Source organism: Novosphingobium sp. (assembly GCF_020852455.1).
GTDB lineage: Bacteria > Pseudomonadota > Alphaproteobacteria > Sphingomonadales > Sphingomonadaceae > Novosphingobium.
This window is the reverse complement of record NZ_JADZAT010000015.1, coordinates 88,769-109,338: the sequence shown is the minus strand read 5'-3', so window position 1 is coordinate 109,338 and position 20,570 is coordinate 88,769. Positions and strand designations below refer to the sequence as shown.

General features: G+C 66.2%; 14 protein-coding genes and 2 tRNA genes. 6 read left to right on the top strand and 10 right to left on the bottom strand.

Annotated elements, in window-relative coordinates; all coding sequences use genetic code 11:
* Positions 1-2: 2 nt before the first annotated feature.
* Complete coding sequence (locus tag IT549_RS08090; RefSeq protein WP_292972108.1) at positions 3-1,058, bottom strand: alpha-ketoacid dehydrogenase subunit beta; 1,056 nt, start codon at positions 1,056-1,058, stop codon at positions 3-5.
* Positions 1,058-2,362 carry a 3-methyl-2-oxobutanoate dehydrogenase (2-methylpropanoyl-transferring) subunit alpha gene (locus IT549_RS08085; protein ID WP_292971793.1) on the bottom strand — a complete coding sequence of 435 codons (1,305 nt, stop codon included), beginning with the start codon at positions 2,360-2,362 and terminating at the stop codon, positions 1,058-1,060. Before IT549_RS08085 ends, IT549_RS08090 begins: the two co-directional genes overlap by 1 nt.
* 223 nt (positions 2,363-2,585) lie before the next feature.
* On the opposite strand from IT549_RS08085, the gene IT549_RS08080 reads away from it, so the two are divergent.
* Positions 2,586-3,764, top strand: coding sequence for a serine protease (locus tag IT549_RS08080; RefSeq protein ID WP_292971791.1), 1,179 nt, complete (start codon positions 2,586-2,588; stop codon positions 3,762-3,764).
* A 74-nt stretch (positions 3,765-3,838) separates the two neighbouring features.
* On the opposite strand, the gene IT549_RS08075 is transcribed toward IT549_RS08080, so the two are convergent.
* The 3 genes from IT549_RS08075 to thyA all read right to left on the bottom strand — a co-directional run bounded on the left by IT549_RS08075 (position 3,839) and on the right by thyA (position 7,101).
* On the bottom strand, positions 3,839-4,072 hold the full coding sequence (locus IT549_RS08075) for a hypothetical protein (protein ID WP_292971789.1): 234 nt from the start codon (positions 4,070-4,072) through the stop codon (positions 3,839-3,841).
* Between the two features lie 30 nt (positions 4,073-4,102).
* Positions 4,103-6,031, bottom strand: a complete 1,929-nt coding sequence (locus tag IT549_RS08070; RefSeq protein ID WP_292971787.1) for a TIR domain-containing protein — start codon at positions 6,029-6,031, stop codon at positions 4,103-4,105.
* A 101-nt stretch (positions 6,032-6,132) separates the two neighbouring features.
* Complete coding sequence (thyA, locus tag IT549_RS08065; RefSeq protein ID WP_292971785.1) at positions 6,133-7,101, bottom strand: thymidylate synthase; 969 nt, start codon at positions 7,099-7,101, stop codon at positions 6,133-6,135.
* Between the two features lie 98 nt (positions 7,102-7,199).
* Here thyA and IT549_RS08060 point away from each other — a divergent pair.
* Positions 7,200-7,276, top strand: a tRNA-Pro gene (locus IT549_RS08060).
* 9 nt (positions 7,277-7,285) lie between these two features.
* Here IT549_RS08060 and recG read toward each other — a convergent pair.
* Positions 7,286-9,343 (bottom strand): ATP-dependent DNA helicase RecG, encoded by a 2,058-nt coding sequence (gene recG, locus IT549_RS08055; protein WP_292971783.1) that lies wholly within the window; start codon positions 9,341-9,343, stop codon positions 7,286-7,288.
* 83 nt (positions 9,344-9,426) lie between these two features.
* Positions 9,427-10,845, bottom strand: a complete 1,419-nt coding sequence (locus IT549_RS08050; protein WP_292971781.1) for a pyridoxal-dependent decarboxylase — start codon at positions 10,843-10,845, stop codon at positions 9,427-9,429.
* Between the two features lie 60 nt (positions 10,846-10,905).
* Between IT549_RS08050 and IT549_RS08045 the strand changes: the two genes are divergently transcribed.
* Positions 10,906-11,172: a succinate dehydrogenase assembly factor 2 gene (locus IT549_RS08045; RefSeq protein ID WP_292971779.1), complete on the top strand. Its 267-nt coding sequence runs from the start codon at positions 10,906-10,908 to the stop codon at positions 11,170-11,172.
* Positions 11,173-11,251: 79 nt separating this feature from the next.
* Positions 11,252-14,725, top strand: coding sequence for a transcription-repair coupling factor (gene mfd, locus IT549_RS08040; protein ID WP_292971777.1), 3,474 nt, complete (start codon positions 11,252-11,254; stop codon positions 14,723-14,725).
* Between the two features lie 40 nt (positions 14,726-14,765).
* Here the strand turns inward: mfd and IT549_RS08035 are convergent, their stop codons facing one another.
* Positions 14,766-16,058: a GGDEF domain-containing phosphodiesterase gene (locus IT549_RS08035; RefSeq protein ID WP_292971775.1), complete on the bottom strand. Its 1,293-nt coding sequence runs from the start codon at positions 16,056-16,058 to the stop codon at positions 14,766-14,768.
* A gap of 74 nt (positions 16,059-16,132) precedes the next feature.
* Between IT549_RS08035 and IT549_RS08030 the strand changes: the two genes are divergently transcribed.
* A complete protein-coding gene (locus IT549_RS08030) occupies positions 16,133-16,912 on the top strand; it encodes an NAD kinase (protein WP_292971773.1) in 780 nt (259 codons plus the stop codon).
* A gap of 64 nt (positions 16,913-16,976) precedes the next feature.
* Positions 16,977-17,051, top strand: a tRNA-Asn gene (locus tag IT549_RS08025).
* Positions 17,052-17,077: 26 nt separating this feature from the next.
* Here IT549_RS08025 and IT549_RS08020 read toward each other — a convergent pair.
* Positions 17,078-17,830 carry a sulfite exporter TauE/SafE family protein gene (locus IT549_RS08020; protein ID WP_292971771.1) on the bottom strand — a complete coding sequence of 251 codons (753 nt, stop codon included), beginning with the start codon at positions 17,828-17,830 and terminating at the stop codon, positions 17,078-17,080.
* A gap of 9 nt (positions 17,831-17,839) precedes the next feature.
* Positions 17,840-20,569, bottom strand: a complete 2,730-nt coding sequence (secA, locus tag IT549_RS08015) for a preprotein translocase subunit SecA (protein WP_292971769.1) — start codon at positions 20,567-20,569, stop codon at positions 17,840-17,842.
* Position 20,570: the final 1 nt, after the last annotated feature.

The following is a 20,570-nucleotide window of genomic DNA, read 5'->3' as shown; positions in this document are numbered from 1 at the left end:
GATTACGCTTTCAAGAGCCGGTCAACCGCCTCGCCAATGCGGACGGGTCCGGGGAAATATGCCCATTCAAGGCTGTGCGGATAGGGGGTATCGAACCCGGTTACGCGCTCGATCGGGGCTTCGAGGTGATAGAAGCAGCGCTCCTGCACCAATGCCGACAGCTCTGCCCCGAAACCGCAGGTGCGGGTCGCCTCATGCACGATCAGGCATTTGCCGGTCTTCTTGACCGAAGCCTCGATCGTTTCGATGTCGAGCGGGACCAGCGTGCGCAGGTCGATGATTTCGGCATCGATGCCCTTTTCGCGGCAGACCGCTTCGGCAACGTGGATCATCGTGCCATAGGCCAGCACGGTCATCGCCTCGCCCTGGCGCACCACCCGGGCCTTGCCCAGCGGGATCCGGTAGTACCCTTCGGGCACCTCTGCCGCCTCGTGCCGCGACCAGGGCTCGACCGGCTTGTCATAGTACCCGGTGAAAGGCCCGTTGTAGATCCGCTTGGGTTCGAAGAAGATCACCGGATCATTGTCTTCGATCGCCGCGATCAGCAGCCCCTTGGCATCGTGGGGCGTGCTGGGGATCACGGTCTTGAGCCCGGCGACGTGAGTGAACAAGGCCTCGGGGCTCTGGCTGTGGGTCTGCCCGCCGAAGATCCCGCCGCCAAAGGGCGAGCGCACCGTGATCGGGGCAATGAATTCCCCGGCCGAGCGATAGCGCAGCCGCGCGGCTTCGCTGACCAGCTGGTCCAGCCCCGGATAGATATAGTCGGCAAACTGGATTTCGGGCACCGGGCGCAGGCCATAGGCCCCCATCCCCACCGCCGCGCCGATGATCCCGCATTCGTTGATCGGGGTATCGAACACGCGGTTTTTGCCGTACTTTTTCTGAAGGCCAGCAGTGGCGCGGAACACCCCGCCGAAATAGCCGACGTCTTCCCCGAACACGACCACGTTCGAATCGCGCTCCATCATGATGTCGAGCGCTTCGTTGATCGCCTCGATCATGTTGATCCGGCGGCTGGGGGCCTGGGCGAGCGAAAGCGGCGCTTCTTCCAGCGTCATCATTCGTACTCCTTCCAGGTGGGCCACTTGATCCGGCGCTCGCGGATCGCCTGTTCGGCCTGCTCCTGCAGGTGCCAGGGCAGGTCTTCGAACACGTCTTCGAACATGGTGTGGAACGGATGGTGCAGCCCGTGGCCCAGCACGCCGTTCTTTTCGGCATCCTTGGTCGCGGCCTTGACCTGTTCGGCCAGTTCCAGGTCCATCACGGCGTGCTGGTCCTCGCTCCATTCGCCCAGCGCGATCAGGTGCTGCTTGAGCCGCATGATCGGATCGCCCAGCGGCCATTCCTTCTGCTCGTGGGCCGAGCGGTAGGCGCTGGGATCGTCAGAGGTCGAATGGCCTTCGGCGCGGTAGGTGAAATGCTCGATCAGGGTCGGCCCCTTGCCCGCCCGCGCCCGATTGGCGGCCCAGCGCGCGGCGGCATAGACCGCCAGCGCATCGTTGCCATCGACCCGAAGGCCGGCAATGCCATAGCCGATCGCGCGCGCCGCAAAGGTTGAGCGCTCACCCCCGGCAAAGCCGGAAAAGCTGGAGATCGCCCACTGGTTGTTGACCACGTTGAACACCACCGGGGCGTTGAACACTGTGGCAAAGGTGAAGGCAGCGTGGGCATCGCCCTCCGCGCTCGATCCCTCGCCGATCCAGGTGCTGGCGATCCGGGTATCGCCCTTGATCGCGCTGGCCATCGCCCAGCCGGCCGCCTGTGGATACTGCGTCGCCAGGTTGCCGCTGATCGTGAAGAAGTTGTGCTCGCGGCTGGAATACATGATCGGCAGCTGCCGGCCTTTCAGCTTGTCCGCCCGGTTCGAATAGATCTGATTGATCATCTCGACGATCGGATAGCCGCGCGCGATCAGGATGCCCTGCTGGCGATAGCTGGGGAAGACCATGTCTTCGTTGTCCATCGCAAAGGCCGAAGCGACACTGGTCGCCTCTTCGCCGGTGCACTTCATGTAGAAGCTGGTCTTGCCCTGGCGCTGGCCGCGGTACATCCGGTCATCGAAGGCGCGGGTCAGCGCCATCACCCGCAGCATCCGGCGCATGGTTTCGGCGTCCAGCTTGGGATCCCAGGCGCCGACCGCGCGGTGATCCTCGTCCAGCACGCGAATCAGGCCGTGGCACAGCGGGTGCGTTTCCTCGGTCGCGCAGCCTTCATCCGGCCGGGCGAATGCACCCGCCGCAGGGATCTGGAGAAAGCTGTAGTCGACCGGATCGCCCGGACGAAACGGCGGTTCGGGGACATGCAGGCTCAGCGGCGGCAGGTTGCCGCCCGCAGTTCCGGCACTGGCAGGCCCTTTGGCCATGAAGCGCTCTCCCACCTTGCTCAAGCTTTGGAAGCAAATTTTAGATGCGCGACATATTATTTCAAACTGGTTACATCGTCAACCAAACCCTCGGCAGGTTATCGACTGCGGACAGCTGCGGCGCAAGCCTGGCTTGCCAATTCACTCCTTGCAATCGCACCGCAGCTTGCCGATGCTGCGGCCAGCTGCAGCGCAGATCTGCCGCAATAGGGTGAGAAAGCCAATGACAGCAAGAGCATGGGCGATTTCCATCGTTGCATTGTGGGCGGCCTGGCCAGCCCTGGCGCAGGAACCGCAAGGCCCTGAGCAGGCACCGGACGGGTCTGCGGCGGCGCAGGAGGCGCAGGCGCCGCTGCCGGCGCCGACCGCGCCGGCGGCCGGACAGGAACCCGCAGGGCCCTATCCACCCTCGGACGGGCCGATCGGCTACACCGCCGAAGAATATGCCGCGATCGAAAACGATCCTGAACGCGCCTACACCCTGCTGCCCGGCCCGCCCGCCTGCCGCGACCAGTGGCGCTGCCCCAACCCGCTCAAGCTTGACAGTGCCGAGCTGGCCGAGGCGGACTTCATCGACCCGCCCGATGGGCCACCGCCGGTCATCAAGAAGAAGGGTCGCAATTACCGCCCGGTCAGGGTCGGCCGGGGCTATCGCGCGCCCGATGGCAGCGCCCCCTACATGGCGCAATTGCAGCGTCCGCCGCGGCTGCCCCAGATAACCCAGCGCGCGCTGGGCTGGGACGATCGGCTGGCCTGCGGCGGTGCCGTCATCAAGCCGGGGTGGGTCCTGACGGCGGCGCATTGCCTGGTCGATCAGGGCAGCGATATCGTGGCCGGGGGCTATCGCATCCGGCTGGGCCAGAGCGACATTCGCAACGTGCAGAGCGGGATCGGCTATCGGATCGTCCGGACCATTTCCCATCCCGAATACAATTCGAAGACCTACATGAATGATATCGCCCTGATCCAGTACGCCCCGGACGACAAGACCGAGCGCGATCGCCGGGTCTGGGTCCAGACAGTCAAGATCGGTCCCGAAAATCCGAAGACTGTCGCGCTGAACGGAAAGCCGGCCTATTTCTATGGCTGGGGGCTGACCGAAGGGCAAAGCCCCTCGGCCCCGCTGCTCTATGGCAAGGTCAAGATCCAGCCGGATTCAGCCTGTGCGCAGAGCAGGATCGCACTGTGCGGCCTGGGCCTGGATGCCGCCGGATCGACCCAGTGCCACGGTGACAGCGGCGGTCCGCTGATCTGGTTCGACCAGCGCCGGCCGACGCTGGTCGGGGTGGTCAGCCACAATGTCGAACGCGCCGAATGCGGCAAGCAGAAGCAGGCCGGGGTGTTCACCAGGGTCGCCAGCTATCGCGAATGGATCGAACGCTATACCGGGCCGCTCCCTTAGGTTCTGTGGGCCCCAACGGCAACGGGGCCACGCCAGGTCCTGCCCGGCGCGGCCCCGCGTTGACGTCAGTCAGCTTACGGCTTGATCGGATTCCCGTTGGGATCGACCGTGGCGGCGGCGGCGGCATCGGCCGCACCGGCATCGCTGGCAGCAGCGGCAGCATCACTGGCACCCGCCGCAGCATCGCTGGGCGCAGCGGCTTCGCTCGCTTCGGCTGAGGCTTCAGCCGCGGGTGCAGCTTCCTTGTTGCATGCGGCCAGCGAAAGCGTGGCGGCGGCAATCAGCATTCCGGTGGTCAGTTTGCGCATTTCAACATCCTCCTGTTTCCCGGTGGCCGATTATGCCAGCCCCAGCCTTGAAAGCAATTGCGCAAATTCCGGCGCCTGGCGCAGCGGATCGAGCATCGGATCGGTCGCGGCCAGCAGCAGTCCGGCATCGCGCGCGGCGGCGGCCTTGCCCAAACGATCGAGCGCGCCAGCCGCATCGCCCCATTGCGCCAGCACCTGCGCCTGCTGGTAATTCGAATTGCTGCCGAAATCGCGGGTCAGCTGGTCGAGCGCCTGTTGCGCGCCGGCAGTATCACCGGCCTTGCGCTTGAGGATTGCCTCACCCTGGAGCCGGAACAGCGCGAGCGGTTCGGCGGCAAAGGCGCTGGCCGCCTCACCGCTCTGCCCGGCGAGATAGAGCGCTGAACCGATTGCGGAATTGGCGGCGCTAAGCTTGGGATTGAGTTCCAGCGCCTTGCGCATCTGCACAAGCGTTGCGGGGAAATCGCGGCGGGCAAAGGCAATATAGCCGGCAGCGCGGAACGCGCCGGGGTTGAGCGGATCGAGCGTCAGCGCCATCTCGATCGCCTCTGCGGCTTCCGCGGCGCGGCCGGTGTAGGCACAGTAGAGCGCGAACGTGCGCAGCACGTCGGCGTCCCCCCCGCCAAGCTCGCGCGAGCGGTCATAGGATGCCCGTGCGCCCCTGGGATCAAGCCGCCCGTTGTAGATCGCATAACCCAGTGCCGAATGCGCTTCGGCCAGCTGCGGCGCGGCCTTGACCGCAGCCTGCCCCGACGCCACCGCACGATCATAGAGCTGCGGAACTTCGCTGCTCTTGCCGGTTTCGTTGGCGATTACCGCGAGGATCTTCGACCGCGCCGCCAGGGCCGAGGCATAGCCGGGATCGCGCGAAATCGCGGTATCGAACTTCGCCAGCGCAGCCCGATCGCTGGCTTCATCCTCGCTCACCTCGACCAGCGCCTTGCCGCGCAGGTAGGCATCGAAGGCATCGGCGTTGGCGGTGCCGCCGATCTGCTGCAAATCGCCCGATCGGCCGCGCGCGATCGCCTGGGCACTGATTTCTGCAAACAGCGCGCGGGCCACGATCGAGGCAATCTCGACCTGCATCGCCAGCACATCGGCCAGCTTGCGCTCCAGCGTCTGGGTCCAGGCCAGCCGCGCGTCCTTGCCGTCGAGCAGTTCTACCGTCACCCGCACGCGGTCGGTGCCGTGACGCACGCTGCCGCGCAGGATATGCGCCACGCCCAGCTTGCGGGCGATGGTTTGGACATCGGTTACGGCATCGCGGAACTCACCCGCGCTGGTCGGTGCGGCGATCCGCAGCATCTGGTTGCGGGCCAGAGTAGCCCGCAGCTCTTCCGACAGTCCGGCAGAGAAATAGGCATCGCCTGCAGCGCCCAGATTGGCAAAGGGGATGACCGCAATGGCATTTTCGGCCGCACCGCCGGCAACAGGCTTGATCAGACGCCACCCGACCAGCCCGGCCAGTCCGGCCACTGCCACCCCGCCCCCGATCAGCGTGGCCCGGCGCGACAGGCCCTTGCGCGCGGCGGGCCGCGGCACCGCCGGACGGTCTGACAGCGCCTGGATCGCACGCACCACCGCCTGCAGTTCGGGCGCATCGGCCTTGCCGCGCCATTTGCGGATATCGATCACCTGAAACTGGCGGAACCCCAGCGGCGCCTGGCTGCCATCGAGCGACAGCGGCACCAGGCACTGGCGCTCACGCCCGCGCGTGGCCTCATCACGCACCCAGTTCGATTCGACCGAAGTTGCCGACCACAGCACCACCACCGCATCCGCACTTTCGAGCGCTGCCTCGGTGGTCGGCAAATAGACCTCGCCTGCTCCCAGCAGGCCATCCCACCAGACCTTGATCCCGGCCTGCTCCAGCGCGGCGATCACCGGCCTGGCCCGCTTGGCGTCCGCCCGGGCATAGCTCAGGAAGATGCTGGGCCCGTCATGGGCCCGATCAGCCATGCCTTTGCCCACCGTCATGGTGCATTTACTGTCCCCCGCGCGACCCGAAGGCTCAGACGCTGCACGCTACGCGCAAGCGCCGGGATCAACAAGCCCGCCCGCTACACCGCCACCGGAGCCGCGATGTGGTCTTGCGGGGCATAGCCGCTGACCGCGAAGTCCTCGATCGTGTAATCGAACATGCTGGCCGGTCGCCGCGCGATGCCCATGGTCGCCGTGCCCGCTGGCTGGCGCTCCAGCTGCGCCTCGATCAGATCGCCGTGATTGAGGTAGAGGTGGGTATCGCCGCCCAGCCAGACCAGCTCGCCCGGTTCAAGATCGCACTGCTGGGCCAGCATCCGCGTGAACAGCGCCGCGCCCCACAGGTTGAACGGCAGGCCTAGCGCCACATCGCAGCTGCGCTGGTAAAGCACGCAGTTCAGCCGGCCCGAGCCGACATGGAACTGGTAGGTCTTGTGGCACGGCGGCAGGGCCATCCGGTCCAGCTCGGCCACGTTCCAGCCTTCGACGATGTGGCGGCGGCTGCCAGGATTGCTGCGCAGGCTTTCGACCACCTGGGCGACCTGGTTGATCCCCGGCCCTTGCCGGAACAGCCCCTCGCCCGCCGGCTCATAGGTTGGCCAATCGACCCATTGCTTGCCATAGACCGGCCCCAGATCGCCCCACTGTGCGGCGAATTGTTCGTCTTCGGCGATGCGGGTGACGAAATCGTCGAGCGACAGCGCCTCGCCCGTCGCCTTCACATAGTTGGCGTGCGGCCACTCGTTCCAGATCCTGACGCCCTGCAGCACCAGCGGACGGATGTTGGTTTCGCCGGTCAGGAACCACAGGAATTCGCGCGTCGCGGTCTTCCAGTAAACCCGCTTGGTCGAGAGCAGCGGCATCGCCCCGCCCGACAGGTCAAAGCGAATCTGGGCCCCGATCACCGAACGGGTGCCGATTCCCGTGCGGTCGATCCGCTCGTCCCCGCGCTCCCAGATCTGGCGCATCAGATCAAGGTATTGCCATTCCCAGTGGCCAATGCGCCCGGAAGCTGCGGGAGAATCGTGGGGAATCGGCTTGCTGGACATGAAAAGACCCTAGCGCGAGATTGCCCGCTTGCCACCTTCGGAATCGCTCTCTATAGGCGCGCTCCTGCCTTGGGTGCCCTCGGGTACCCACGATCGGTCGGGGAATAGCTCAGCCTGGTAGAGCACTGTCTTCGGGAGGCAGGGGCCGGAGGTTCGAATCCTCTTTCCCCGACCAAATCGTTCTTTAACCGCCGCGTAGCAACTGCACGCCCCAATCGCGTTCGAACAGGTATAGCAGCAGCCGCGCCGCCTCGCCGCGTTCGCCGGTCAGGCCGCCGTCGCGCTCGATCAGCAGGCGGGCATCGTCGTGGGCCAGCGGCAGCAGCCGGGTGATCTGGTCAAGGCTGGCGACCCGGAACGGGGTGTCGCCCGATTGCCGGGTGCCCAGCAGTTCACCCCCGCCGCGCAGCCGCAGGTCTTCCTCGGCCAGGCGGAAACCGTCCTGCGTCTCGCGCATCAGCGCCAGCCGTTCACGCCCGGTTTCGCTCAGTGCCTCGCCGCGCAGCAGCAGGCAGGTGCTCTTGCCCTCGCCCCGGCCGACCCGGCCGCGCAGCTGGTGCAGCTGGGCCAGACCAAAGCGTTCGGCCTGCTCGATCACCATCAGGGTGGCATTGGGTACATCGACTCCAACCTCGATCACGGTGGTCGCCACCAGCAGGCTGGCCTCGCCGCGGGCAAAGCGCTCCATCGCGGCGTCCTTGACCTCGGGCCTGAGCTGCCCGTGGACCAGCACCACCGTATCGCCAAAGCGCTCTTTCAGCGCGGCATAGCGGGCCTCGGCGGCGGCGATGTCCTCGCTCTCCAGCTCGCGGACCATCGGGCAGACCCAATAGGCCTGATGCCCGCTTTCGATGTGCCGGCCCAGTGCGCCGACCACATCGCCGATCCGTTCCACCGCGACCACCCGGGTATCGATCGGCTGGCGGCCCGGCGGCATCTCGTCAAGCCGGCTGACGTCCATCTCGCCATATTGCGCCAGGGTCAGCGTGCGCGGGATCGGGGTGGCGGTCATCGCCAGGCAGTGCGGAGTTCGCTTGCCCTTTTGGTTGAGCATCAGCCGCTGCGCCACGCCAAAGCGGTGCTGCTCGTCGATCACCACCAAGGCCAGGTTCCGATAGGTGACCGCGTCCTGGAAGATCGCATGGGTGCCGACCACGATCTGGATCGACCCGTCCATCAGGCCCATCAGGATCGATTCGCGCGCCTTGCCCTTGTCGCGGCCGGTCAGCAGCGCGATGTTCACCCCGGTGGGCGCGGCCATCCGGCTGAGCGTTTCGTAATGCTGGCGGGCGAGGATCTCGGTCGGGGCGAGCAGCGCGGCCTGCGCACCGGCTTCGACCGCCACCAGCATCGTTTCCAGCGCCACCGCGGTCTTGCCCGATCCGACATCGCCCTGCAGCAGCCGCAGCATCGGTGCGGGCTGGGCGAGGTCGGCCTCGATCTCGGCAATTGCGCGCTGCTGCGCCCCGGTCAGCTCGAACGGCAGTTGCAGCCGCGCGCGCAGCGATCCGTCGCCCGTCAGCGGGGTGCCCTGCTGGCGACGGTTCGAATTCCTCACCAGCATCAGCGCCAGGCTGTTGGCCAGCAATTCGTCATAGGCCAGCCGGTCGCGCGCGCCTTCGTGGCTGCCCTTGTGCGCCAGTTCCAGCGCATCGCGCCAGCTGGGCCATTGCATCTTGGCCAGCAGCCCCGGCTCGATCCATTCTGGCAGGCCCGGCACCCCCGCCAGAGCCTGATGGATCAGCGCCGCAATCCGGTTTTGCGTCAGCCCTTCGGACAGCGGATAGACCGGCTCGACCAGCTGGCCGAGCGACTGGGCGCTGTCATCCGAGACATGGTCGGGATGGACGATCTGCAGCATCTGCCCATACTGGTCGAGCCGCCCGGCAATCCAGCGCGGCTCGCCCAGCGGCAGCTGCTTCTTGCCGGTATACGATGCCCGCCCGAAAAAGGTGATCGCGGCCACGTTGCCGGCTTCATCGCTGGCCAGCACGCGAAACGGCCCGCGCCCCGCCGAGGCGCGGTATTCCAGCGGGGTCAGCTTAACCACGATGTTCTCACCCACGCTTGCCTCGTCCAGATCGGCCACAGCGCGGCGCATGACGAAGCGATCGGGCAAGTGATAGGCAAAGTCGCGCACCCGCCCCAGCCCCAGCCGCTCAAGCGGGCGCGCCAGCCCGGGGCCGACGCCTTTCAGGCTGTCGGCGGCAACGAACAGGGGATTGAGCCGTTCAGGACGCATGGTGGAGTGATAGGTAATCGAACCACTGTCGCCAAATCGAAATTCGTTCGCTCCGCCAGAGGAGCGCGATTGCCGGGATGGACCTATTCAGCCGCCTGCACCCTGGCCCAGGCGCTGCGCACCGCCTCGATGGTGATCGCGGCATCCTCGTCGGTGGTGGCGATCGAGCAGACCGACATGCGCATCACCAGCCGCCCGCGCCACAGCGCGGTGCCCATGAAGGCTATCGCATCGCGCTGGATCTGATCGACCGTCGCCTGGGTCAGCCGGTCGGCCACTTCAGGGCCGTGCTCTTCACCAAAGCGGACCACAAACTGGTTGAGTTCGGGCTGGTTGAGCACGCTGACGCCGGGGATTTCAGCCATGCCGCGCGCCATGACCTGCGCCAGCCGCACGTCCTCTTCCACCATCCGGGCGACCCCCGCACGGCCCAGCCGCCGCATCATTGCCCAGGCCGCGAACCCGCGCGAGCGGCGCGACAGTTCGGGCACATAGGCGCCGGGATGGCGGAAGCTGCGATCATCGCGGGTCAGATAACTGGCCTGCATGTCCATCGCCTGGCGGTGCGCCGCTTCGTGGCGGACGATCACGAAGCCGCAGTCATAGGGCGTCTGCAGCCATTTGTGCCCATCGGTCGCCCACGAATCGCACTGCTCGATCCCGGCCAGCAGATGGCGATGCTGCGCGCTGGCCCGCGCCCACAGCCCGAATGCCCCATCGACATGCAGCCAGCCGCCCGCCGCGTGGACCAGCGGCGCGGTTTCGGCAAACGGATCGCTGACCCCGGTGTTGATCTGCCCGGCCTGGCCGATCACGATCAGCGGGCCGCTATGCCCTTTCAGCGCGCGTTCCAGATCGGCGGGAAGCATCCGTCCCAGATCGTCAGTGGCGATCCTCTCGACCCGCTTTTCGCCCAGCCCCAGATAGCGCAGCCCGGAAAAGACCGTGTTGTGCGCATCGGCGCCCACCAGCACGCGCAGCGGCGGCGCGCCGTAAAGCCCGTCATCCTCGACATTCCAGCCGGCCTTGCGCAGCTGTTCACCGCGCGCGGCGGCCAGGCCCACCGTGTTGGCGATCGTCGCGCCCGAAACCAGCCCGACCGAGCTTTCGGCCGGCAGGTCAAGCAGTTCAAGCAGCCAGCGCGCCGCCACCGCCTCTACCGCCGACCCCGCCGGGGTCATCGGGATCCCCGCGCAGTTCTGGCCCCAGGCCGAAGTCAGCCAGTCAGCCGCGACGCCCGCCAGGTGCGAGCTGCCGTTGACCCAGGCATAGAACCGCGGCGCGACGATCGGGCGCAGGCCATCGCGCGCACCGCGATCGAGTTCCGCGATCAGGTCAAGCGCGTCGCAGCCCTCGTCGGGCACCGGCCGGTCAAACCGGGCGTGGACCTCGCCATAACCCACCGCCGGATTGGCCGGAGCCGCAGCCACGGCGCGGCGGTATTCGGCGGCCAGCCGCGCGGCCAGGTCCAGCGCGGCAAAGTCATTGTCATTCGAACGCACGATGTTCCTCCCTTGGGCCGGTGCCTTGCGGCCCGGTCCCCTCTCCCCTAAGCGCCAGACATGAGCGACACATCCCGAATCAAGCGGCTGAAATTCCGCGCCTGGCATCGCGGCACGCGCGAGGCCGATTACATGATCGGGTGCTTCTTCGATGTCCACCACCAGGGCTGGACCGAAGCAGAGCTGGCCTGGTTCGAGGCGCTTCTTGACGAAGAGGATGTCGAAATCATGGCATGGGCGCTGGGCACCATGGACGTGCCCGAGAAATACCAGGGCGCGCAGATGGATGCGTTCCGCAAGCTCGATTTCGTTGAAATCCCGCGCTGAAGCGCTAAGGCACCGCTTCCGAATCCCCACCCCGCTGGCCGCAAAAACGGCACGCGGGGCAATTGCCGTTGCGTGAGTGATGCCCGATTTCCAGAAAATCCTGTCCGCCAAGACCCCGCTGACGCTGGCCGCGCTGGCCCGGGGCGCGCAGCCGCTGGTGCTGGCCGACCTGGCCCGCGCCGCAAAGGGCCGCGCCGTATTCATCGCGCCCGACGAAGCGGCGATGCAAGGGATCGCCGATACCGCGCAGTTCTTCGCGCCCGAGCTGGACGTGATTGCCTTCCCGGCGTGGGACTGCCTGCCCTATGACCGCGCCAGCCCGGCCCTGTCGGTCAGCGCGCGGCGGCTGGCGGCGCTGCAGAAGCTGCAACTGCCCAGAAAAGGCCCGCAGCTGTTCGTCACCACGATCAACGCGCTGCTGCAACGCGTGCTGACCCCGTTCCGGGTGCGCGAGAACGTGCGGGTGCTGAAAGCCGGGATCGAGATCGGCCGCGAAAGCCTGATCGCGCTGCTGCAGCGGCAGGGCTATTCGCGCACCGATACCGTGGCCGACGCCGGCGAATTCGCGGTGCGCGGGTCGATCTTCGATATCTTCCCCTCGGGGCTCGACATGGGGCTGCGGCTCGATTTCTTTGGCGACGAGCTGGAAACGCTGCGGCTGTTCGATCCCAACACCCAGCGCTCGACCGGAGTGGTTGCCGAACACGTGCTGCTGCCGGCCAGCGAAGTGCTGCTCGACGAGGACAGCATCAAGCGCTTCCGCAGCCGCTACCGCGAGAAATTCGGTGCCAATGCCACCGGCGATCCGCTGTACCAGGCGGTCAGCGACGGACGCCGGCTGGCGGGGATGGAGCACTGGCTGCCGCTGTTCGAGGACCGGCTGGTCAGCCTGTTCGACCACCTCAGCGCTGACGACACCCTGCTGATCGACAGCGCGGCGCTGGGCGCGGCGGAAGAGCGGCTGGGCGATGTGGCCGACTATTTCACCTCGCGCACCGAGAGCAGCGGCAAGGCGGCCGGCTCCTACCGGCCGATGGAGCCTGACGCGCTTTACCTGTCGCGCGGCGAATTCGATGCCGCGCTGGCCGGCCATCCGGTTCACCGCGCCGATATCTTCGCCCAGCCCGAAGGCCCCGGCACGCTCGATTTCGGCTTTTCCGGCAGCCGCTCGTTCGCGCCCGAACGCGCGCGCGGCGATAACGTCTATGAAGCCGCCGCCCGCTTCCTGACCGGGCAGGCCGCGCAGGGCAAGAAGGCGCTGATCGCGGCCTATTCCGAAGGCAGCCGCGCGCGGATCGCGGCGATCCTGGGCGAAGCGGTGCGCCCTGCCCCGGTCCTCGCCGATACCTGGCAGGAAGCGCTGGGGCTCGCCGCCAAGGGATCGCCGGTGGCGCTGGTGCTGCCGTTGGAAAGCGGGTTCTCCAGCGCCGAGATCGAGCTGGTTACCGAGCAGGACATTCTGGGCGACCGGCTGGTCCGCCGCAAGAAGCGCCGCAAGGGTGCCGATGCCTTCCTGGCCGAACTGGCCGCGCTGACCCCGGGCGATCTGGTGGTCCACATGGAACACGGGATCAGCCGCTATATCGGGCTGCAATCGATCCCGGTCGGGCAAAGCCCGCACGATTGCGTTGCGCTGGAATATGCCGGCGGCGACAAGCTTTATGTCCCGGTCGAGAACATCGATGTCCTCTCGCGCTATGGCTCCGATGCGGAATTCGTCGCGCTGGACCGGCTGGGCGGCGAAGGTTGGCAGAAACGCAAGAGCCGCCTGAAAGAGCGGATCCGCGAGATTGCGCACGAACTGCTCAGGACCGCGGCCCAGCGCGCATTGCGCACGGCGCCCGCGCTGCTTCCCGAACAGGGTGCCTATGACCAGTTCGTCGAACGCTTCCCCTGGCAGGAAACCGAAGACCAGGAAGCCGCGATCGAGGATGTGCTGGGCGATCTGGCCGAGGGCAAGCCGATGGACCGGCTGGTCTGCGGCGATGTCGGTTTCGGCAAGACCGAGGTGGCGCTGCGCGCCGCCTTCGTCGCAGCCATGGCCGGACAGCAGGTGGCGGTGATCGCCCCCACCACCCTGCTCGCGCGCCAGCACTACACCAATTTCACCGAGCGCTTTGGCAATTTCCCGCTCAGGGTCGGACGGCTGTCGCGGCTGGTCGGGGATCGTGAGGCCAAGCTGACCAAGGAAGGGCTGGCCGAAGGCACAGTCGATGTGGTGATCGGCACCCATGCGCTGCTGGCAAAAAGCCTGAAGTTCAAGCGGCTGGGGCTTGTTATCGTTGACGAAGAACAGCGCTTTGGCGTGGGACACAAGGAAGCGCTCAAGCAATTGCGCGCCAATGTCCACGTGCTCACCCTTACCGCCACGCCGATCCCGCGCACCTTGCAGATGGCGATGAGCGGGCTGCGCGAACTGTCCACCATCCAGACCGCGCCGGTCGATCGGCTGGCGGTGCGCACCTATGTGATGGAATGGGACCATATGGTGATGCGCGAAGCCCTGCTGCGCGAACACCATCGCGGCGGACAGAGCTTCATCGTCGTCCCCCGGATCGCCGATATGGACGAGATCGAGCAGTGGCTGCGCGATACCGTGCCCGAAGTGCGCTTCGTCACCGCCCACGGGCAGATGGCAGCGGGCGAAGTGGAAGAGCGGATGAGCGCCTTCTACGAAAAGAAGTACGAAGTGCTGCTATCGACCACGATCGTCGAAAGCGGGCTGGACATCCCCAGCGCCAACACGATCATCATCCACCGCGCCGACCGGTTTGGTCTGGCCCAGTTGTACCAGCTGCGCGGGCGGGTCGGCCGCTCGAAGCTGCGCGCCTATGCCTACCTCACCACTCCGGCCGACATGCAATTGTCCGAAGTGGCGGAAAAGCGGCTCAAGGTACTGGGCGATCTCGACAGCCTGGGCGCGGGGTTCCAGCTGGCCAGCCACGATCTCGACATTCGCGGCGCGGGCAATCTGCTGGGCGACGAGCAGTCCGGGCATATCCGCGAGGTCGGGTTCGAACTGTACCAGTCGATGCTGGAAGACGCGATCCTGGCGGCCAAGGCGGGCGATCTGGGCATGGCCAAGGAACGCCACGCGCTTTCGCCGCAAATCACTGTCGATGCGCCGATCATGATCCCCGAGGACTATGTGCCCGACCTGGCGGTGCGCATGGCGCTCTATCGCCGCCTCAACGATGCCGAGGACCAGGCCGAGATCGAGAGCATCTCGGCCGAAATGATCGACCGCTTCGGCCCGCTGCCCGTCCCCACCGCCAACCTGGTCAGGCTGATTCAGATCAAGCGTCAGGCGATCGAGGCGAACATTGCCAAGATCGACGTCGGCGCCAAGGGTACGCTGGTCAGCTTCCACGAGGACAAGTTCCCCGATCCGGCCGGCCTGATCGCCTATGCCGCGCGGCTGGAAGGCACGATCAAGCTGCGCCCCGACAGCAAGATCGCGGTCACCCGCGCCTGGGGCAGCGCCGAAGCGCGCCTGAACGGGCTGTTCCAGCTGACCAAGGGGCTGAGCGCGATTGCGCGGAAGGCGAAGTAAGGACCTGCTTCTTCCCCCTTGATGGGGGAAGGAGCTGGATCTATCCCCGCGCCAGTTCGAGGAATTCCGCCGCGCCCATCGGCTGGGCACGCAGGAAGCCCTGATAGAAGGCGCAGCCCTCGCTCGCGGCCAGCGCGCGCTGGGCTTCGTTTTCGACCCCTTCGGCAATCACCTTGAGGTCAAGCGCCCCGGCCATGGCCAGGATCGCGCGCAGCACCGCCAGGTCGCGGGCATCGCCGGCCACGCCTTCGATCATCGAGCGGTCAAGCTTGAGGTAGTGCAGCGGCAGCAGCTTGAGGTAGCGGAAGTTGCAGAAGCCCGCGCCGAAATCGTCGAGCGCGATCCGCATCCCCTGCCGCGCCAGCTCGCCCAGCGCCAGCGAGGCATGGGCGACATCGGCCAGCAGCACCTGCTCGGTCACTTCCAGCGTCAGCCGCCAGGCGGGAAACTTTGAACGCTTAACCAGCGCGCCGAAATCCAGCGCGAAGGCCGGGCTGGCCAGATCATTGGGCGTGACGTTGAGCGACAGGCGCAGATCCATCGGCCAGTCGCGCGCGCCCTGCAGGGCCAGCCGGGCGATATGCTGCGATAGCTGGGCGACATGGTCGGCCCGCTCGGCAATCGCGAACAGCGCCCCGGCGCCGATCCGCCCCAGGCTGGGGTGGTTCCAGCGCGCCAGCGCCTCGCCTCCGGTCAGCCGATCGTCGCGGCACGAGAACTGCGGCTGGTAGAACACCTCGATCTCGCCGCGATCGAGCGCATGGAGCAGGTCGGCCTCAAGCTGCGCCGCGCTGAGCCCAGAACGGGTCGCCTCGCCATCGGCCCAGACCAGCCGCCGCGCCGACTGGCCCATGGCCTGATCAAGCGTCTGGCCCAACCGGTCGAGCACGGTGGCGGCGTTGTCACCCTCGATCCCGCGCAGCAGCGCGCCGCGCGGGGACAGCCGCATGGTGCCCCAGCTGGTCGCGATCGGCCGGGCCAGCGCTTCGAGCAATTGCCCGGCGGCCAGTTGCCAGCGTTCGCGGCTGCACGGTTCGGTGGCCAGCAGCAGGAATTCATCGCCGCCGCTGCGCGCCGCCAGCCACGCGCCTTCAAGTTCATCGGCGGCAAAGTGCTTGAGCCGCTGCGCCACCTCGCCCAGCACCATGTCGCCCGCCGCAGTGCCATAGGCCAGGTTCAGCGCGTCGAAGCGGCGAAGGCCGATCAGCAGCGCATGCACCTTCTCGCCGTGGCCCAGCCATTCCCCCAGCCGCGCAGCCGCGGCCTCGCGCCCGGCCAGGCCGGTCAGCGGGTCGCTTTTCGCCGCGAAATGATCAGGGTGCATGGCGCTCATCGTGCCCGGCCTTAGCAGCGATTGCCTACCAAAGTGTTTGGCCCGCGCGGATTCGTGCCGTAATGCCTGCGCCGATGCCCAAGCTGCCCCGCCTTGCCCTGCTGGTTTCGGACACCGATCGAGCCCAGGAAGCCGCCGACGCGCTGCGTGCGGAGAACGACTTCGTGCCGTTTGACGAAGCCGATGTCGCGGTGGTGATCGGCGGCGACGGGCAGATGCTCCACGCGCTGCACCAGATGATCGACGCCGGCCGGGTGATCCCGGCCTATGGCCTGAACCTGGGCACCGTGGGCTTTCTGATGAACCGGCCCAAGAGCGCCCGTCCGCTGGCCGAACGCGTCGCCCGGGCCAGGGGGCTGGCGGTCACCCCGCTGGAAATGACCGCGACCACCGGCAGCGGCAAGCAGGAGAGCGTCTGCGCGATCAACGAAGTGTCGCTGCTGCGCGAAACCCGCCAGACCGCGCGGCTCGAGATTTCGGTCAATGCCAAGGTCCGGGTGCCCGAACTGCATTGCGACGGCATCCTGGTGGCGACCCCGGCGGGATCGACCGCCTATAACCTTTCGGCCAATGGCCCGATCCTGCCGCTTGGCTCGGCCATGCTGGCGCTGACCCCGATCAGCCCGTTCCGCCCGCGGCGCTGGCGCGGGGCGATCATCCCCGATCATTACGAGATCGAATTCCGCGTGCTCGACCCTGACAAGCGCCCGGTCGCGGCGGTGGCCGACCAGAAGGAACTGCGAGATATCCTGTCGGTCAAGGTCAAGGTCGCGCGCGACAAGCAGCTGACCCTGCTGTTCGACCCCGGCAAAACGCTGGAAGAGCGAATTTTTGCCGAACAGTTTCAATTTTAGTCCGCAGACCCGCTTGCCAAACGGAATCGCGCTGTTATAGGCGCACCCCTGCCTGACGGGCTGCTCCCCGATAGCTCAGCGGTAGAGTAGGTGACTGTTAATCACTTGGTCGTAGGTTCGAATCCTACTCGGGGAGCCAGATTTTCCAAAATCGCCACAGGCCGATCAGGCCAGCAGCTGCTTCCACAGCAGCTGCCCGCCTGCCCAGATGGTCAGCGCGGCGGTAAGCCAGCGGATCATGCGTTCGGGCAGCAGGCGGATCGCCAGCTGGCTGCCCAGCTGACCACCCAACACCACGGCCACCAGCAGCGGCAGGGCCCCGCCCAGCGCTTCGCCGAACACGCCCGCGCCATGCTTGCTGGCCTGGCCATAGAGCCCGGCGAGTGAATTGATCAGGATGAACAGGCTGGTCGTGGCGGCGATCGCCTTGCCCTGCGCCCAGCGGGTGAAATGCAGCAGCGGGGCCAGGAAGATCCCGCCGCCGATCCCGACCAGCCCGGCCAGATAGCCCAGCGGCGCAGAGGCCAGCCAGACCCAGCGCGCGGCGGGTGCTGGTCCGCTCGCCGCATCATCGGCGCGCGGCAGGAACAGTGCCAGGCCCGCCGCAATCAGGCTCAGCCCCAGCAGAATCAGGAAGGTCGCTTCCCTGATCGGGGTATAGCCGCCCAGGAAGGCCAGCGGCGCGGCAATCGCCGACAGCACCAGCGCGCCCTTCCACGGCACCACCCCGGCCCGGGCAAAGCGGATCGTGCCGCCGCTGACCACCACCACGTTGCAGCACAGGCTGATGATCGGCAGCAGGCGATAGTCGAACCCGGCCAGGCTCAACAGCGCATTATAGGTCGATCCCCCGCCAAACCCGACCGAGGCATAGAGCAGCGCGGTCGCGAAGAAGGCGGGGATCAGCCAGATCGTCATGGCTGGGGCTTAGCCGGCAGCCCCGTGGCAGTGCTTGTACTTCTCGCCCGATCCGCACGGGCACGGCGCGTTGCGCGACAGGCCCATGTCGGCATAGGGATCCTCGCCGGGCTTGGCCAGCATGGCGCTCGCCGCCGAAACCTCGGCTCCGCCCAGTGCGCTGAGCATGGCCGCCGCGCCAGGCGTTGCCCCATCGTTCTCGCCGGTGAAGGGATCGATGTGGCTGGTCAGAAACTCGGGCAGCTCGGGCAACTCAACCGGTTCAGGCATGCGCAGTTCGCTGTTCATCAGGATCTTGGTGACATCGACCCGGATCGCCTCAAGCATCTTTTCGAACAGGCCAAAGGCTTCCTGCTTGTATTCGTTGATCGGGGTCTTCTGGGCATAGGCGCGCAGGAACACCACCTGGCGCAGCGCGTCGAGCGTGGCGAGGTGTTCCTTCCAGTAGTGGTCGAGCCGGTCGAGCAGGATCTGCTTTTCGACCTGCCGCCAAATCGCGCTGTCCTCGCCCACCTTGGCCGCCATCTTGGCATCGGCGGCCTCGGCAATGCGCTGTTCGATATCCTCGGGCTCGATCCCGTCCTGGCTCAGCCAGTCCTGGATCGGCAGGTCGAGGCCCAGCGTTTCAAGCACCCGCTCGCGCAGGCTCTCGATGTCCCACTGTTCGGGATAGGATCCCGGCGGGCAGGCATCGCCGACCAGCGTGTTGACCGTATCGTGGCGCATGTCCTCGACCACGTCTTCCAGCGCTTCGGCATCCATGATGTCGGCGCGCTGTTCGTAGATCACCTTGCGCTGGTCGTTCATCACGTCATCGTATTCGACCACCTGCTTGCGGATGTCGTAGTTGCGCGCCTCGACCTTCTTCTGCGCGGTCTCGATCGCCTTCGACAGCCAGCGCGAACCGATCGATTCGCCGTCGGCCAGGTTCGAATTCATCATCTTCGAAAACAGCGTGTCGGGACCAAAGATCCGCAGCAGGTCGTCTTCGAGACAGAGGTAGAACTTCGACATGCCCGGGTCACCCTGACGCCCCGAACGGCCGCGCAGCTGGTTGTCGATGCGCCGGCTTTCGTGGCGCTCGGTGCCGATCACGCAGAGCCCGCCGGCGGCCAGCACCTGGTCCTTCTCGGCCTCAACCTCAGCCTTGATCCGTTCGATCGCGGCTTCGCGCTCGGCGCCCTCGGGCATGTCGCGCAGTTCATCGTCGATCCGGAATTCCACGTTGCCGCCCAGCTTGATGTCGGTCCCGCGGCCGGCCATGTTGGTGGCCACGGTCACCGCGCCAAGCCGCCCGGCCTGGGCGACGATGTGGGCTTCCATTTCGTGGAAGCGGGCGTTCAGCACGTTGTGCTTGACCCCTTCCTTCTGCAGGAATTCGCTCAGCAGCTCGCTCTTCTCGATCGAGACGGTGCCGACCAGCACCGGCTGGCCCTGCTCGCTGCGTTCCTTGATCAGCTTGGCGATCGCACCAAACTTGTCGTGGGTGTTCTTGTAGAACTCGTCTTCCTGGTCATCGCGCTTGACCGGGACGTTGGTGGGAATGGTCACCACGTTCATCTTGTAGATGTCATGGAATTCGGCCGCCTCGGTGGCGGCGGTGCCGGTCATGCCGCCCAGCTTGGGATACATCCGGAAATAGTTCTGGAAAGTGATCGAGGCCATGGTCTGGTTCTCGGGCTCGATCTGGACCCCTTCCTTGGCTTCGACCGCCTGGTGCAGCCCGTTCGACCAGCGCCGGCCATTCATCTTGCGGCCGGTGAATTCGTCGATGATGATCACCTTGCCGCCTTCGACCACATAGTCGATGTCGCGCCTGAACATCACCACCGCCTTCAGGCTCTGGTCAAGGTGGTGAACGATCTGGGTGTTCTCGACGTCATAGAGGTTCGAGCCGACCAGCAGCCCGGCTTCCTCCAGCCGGCGCTCGGCCCATTCCACCCCGTCTTCGGTCAGGGTGATGTTCTTGGTCTTCTCGTCCATCTCGTAGAGATCGGGGGTGAGCTGCTTCACGACGGCATCGACCGCCATGTACTGGTCGCTCTTGTCGTCGGTCGGGCCGGAAATGATCAGCGGGGTGCGCGCTTCGTCGATCAGGATCGAGTCCACTTCATCGACAATCGCAAAGTTGAATTCACGGTGCACCATCTGGCTGCGCTCGTGCTTCATGTTGTCGCGCAGGTAGTCGAAGCCCAGCTCGTTGTTGGTGGCATAGGTGATATCGCTGGCATAGGCCTCGCGGCGCACGTCCTCGGGCAGGTCGGGAACGATGATCCCCACGGTCAGCCCCAGGAACTTGTAGATCTGCCCCATCCATTCGGCGTCGCGACGGGCCAGGTAATCGTTGACCGTCACGACATGGACGCCCTTGCCCTCGATCGCGTTCAGATAGACCGCCAGCGTCGCGACCAGGGTCTTGCCTTCGCCGGTGCGCATTTCGGCAATCTCGCCGCGATGGAGCACGATCCCGCCAACCATCTGCACGTCGAAGTGGCGCATGCCCAGCACGCGCTTGGATGCTTCGCGCACGGTCGCAAAGGCTTCGGGCAAGATCTGGTCAAGCGTCTTGCCCTCTTCCAGCTGGCGGCGGAACTTGTCGGTCTGGGCGGTCAGCTCGGCATCGCTCAGCGCCTCCAGTGTCGGCTCGAAAGCGTTGATCTGGTTCACGATTTTGAGAATCTTGGCAACGTAGCGGTCGTTGGACGAACCGAAAATGCGCTTAGCAATGGCGCCGATCATA

Coding starts and splice junctions, on each gene's coding strand:
- thyA (WP_292971785.1), bottom strand. CDS start 7,101: ATGTCCAGCAAGCCGATTCCCCACGATTCTCCCGCAGCTTCCGGGCGC.
- IT549_RS08020 (WP_292971771.1), bottom strand. CDS start 17,830: ATGACGATCTGGCTGATCCCCGCCTTCTTCGCGACCGCGCTGCTCTAT.
- IT549_RS08090 (WP_292972108.1), bottom strand. CDS start 1,058: ATGACGCTGGAAGAAGCGCCGCTTTCGCTCGCCCAGGCCCCCAGCCGC.
- IT549_RS08075 (WP_292971789.1), bottom strand. CDS start 4,072: ATGCGCAAACTGACCACCGGAATGCTGATTGCCGCCGCCACGCTTTCG.
- IT549_RS08080 (WP_292971791.1), top strand. CDS start 2,586: ATGACAGCAAGAGCATGGGCGATTTCCATCGTTGCATTGTGGGCGGCC.
- IT549_RS08035 (WP_292971775.1), bottom strand. CDS start 16,058: ATGAGCGCCATGCACCCTGATCATTTCGCGGCGAAAAGCGACCCGCTG.
- recG (WP_292971783.1), bottom strand. CDS start 9,343: ATGCGTCCTGAACGGCTCAATCCCCTGTTCGTTGCCGCCGACAGCCTG.
- mfd (WP_292971777.1), top strand. CDS start 11,252: ATGCCCGATTTCCAGAAAATCCTGTCCGCCAAGACCCCGCTGACGCTG.
- IT549_RS08045 (WP_292971779.1), top strand. CDS start 10,906: ATGAGCGACACATCCCGAATCAAGCGGCTGAAATTCCGCGCCTGGCAT.
- IT549_RS08070 (WP_292971787.1), bottom strand. CDS start 6,031: ATGGCTGATCGGGCCCATGACGGGCCCAGCATCTTCCTGAGCTATGCC.
- secA (WP_292971769.1), bottom strand. CDS start 20,569: ATGATCGGCGCCATTGCTAAGCGCATTTTCGGTTCGTCCAACGACCGC.
- IT549_RS08030 (WP_292971773.1), top strand. CDS start 16,133: ATGCCCAAGCTGCCCCGCCTTGCCCTGCTGGTTTCGGACACCGATCGA.
- IT549_RS08085 (WP_292971793.1), bottom strand. CDS start 2,362: ATGGCCAAAGGGCCTGCCAGTGCCGGAACTGCGGGCGGCAACCTGCCG.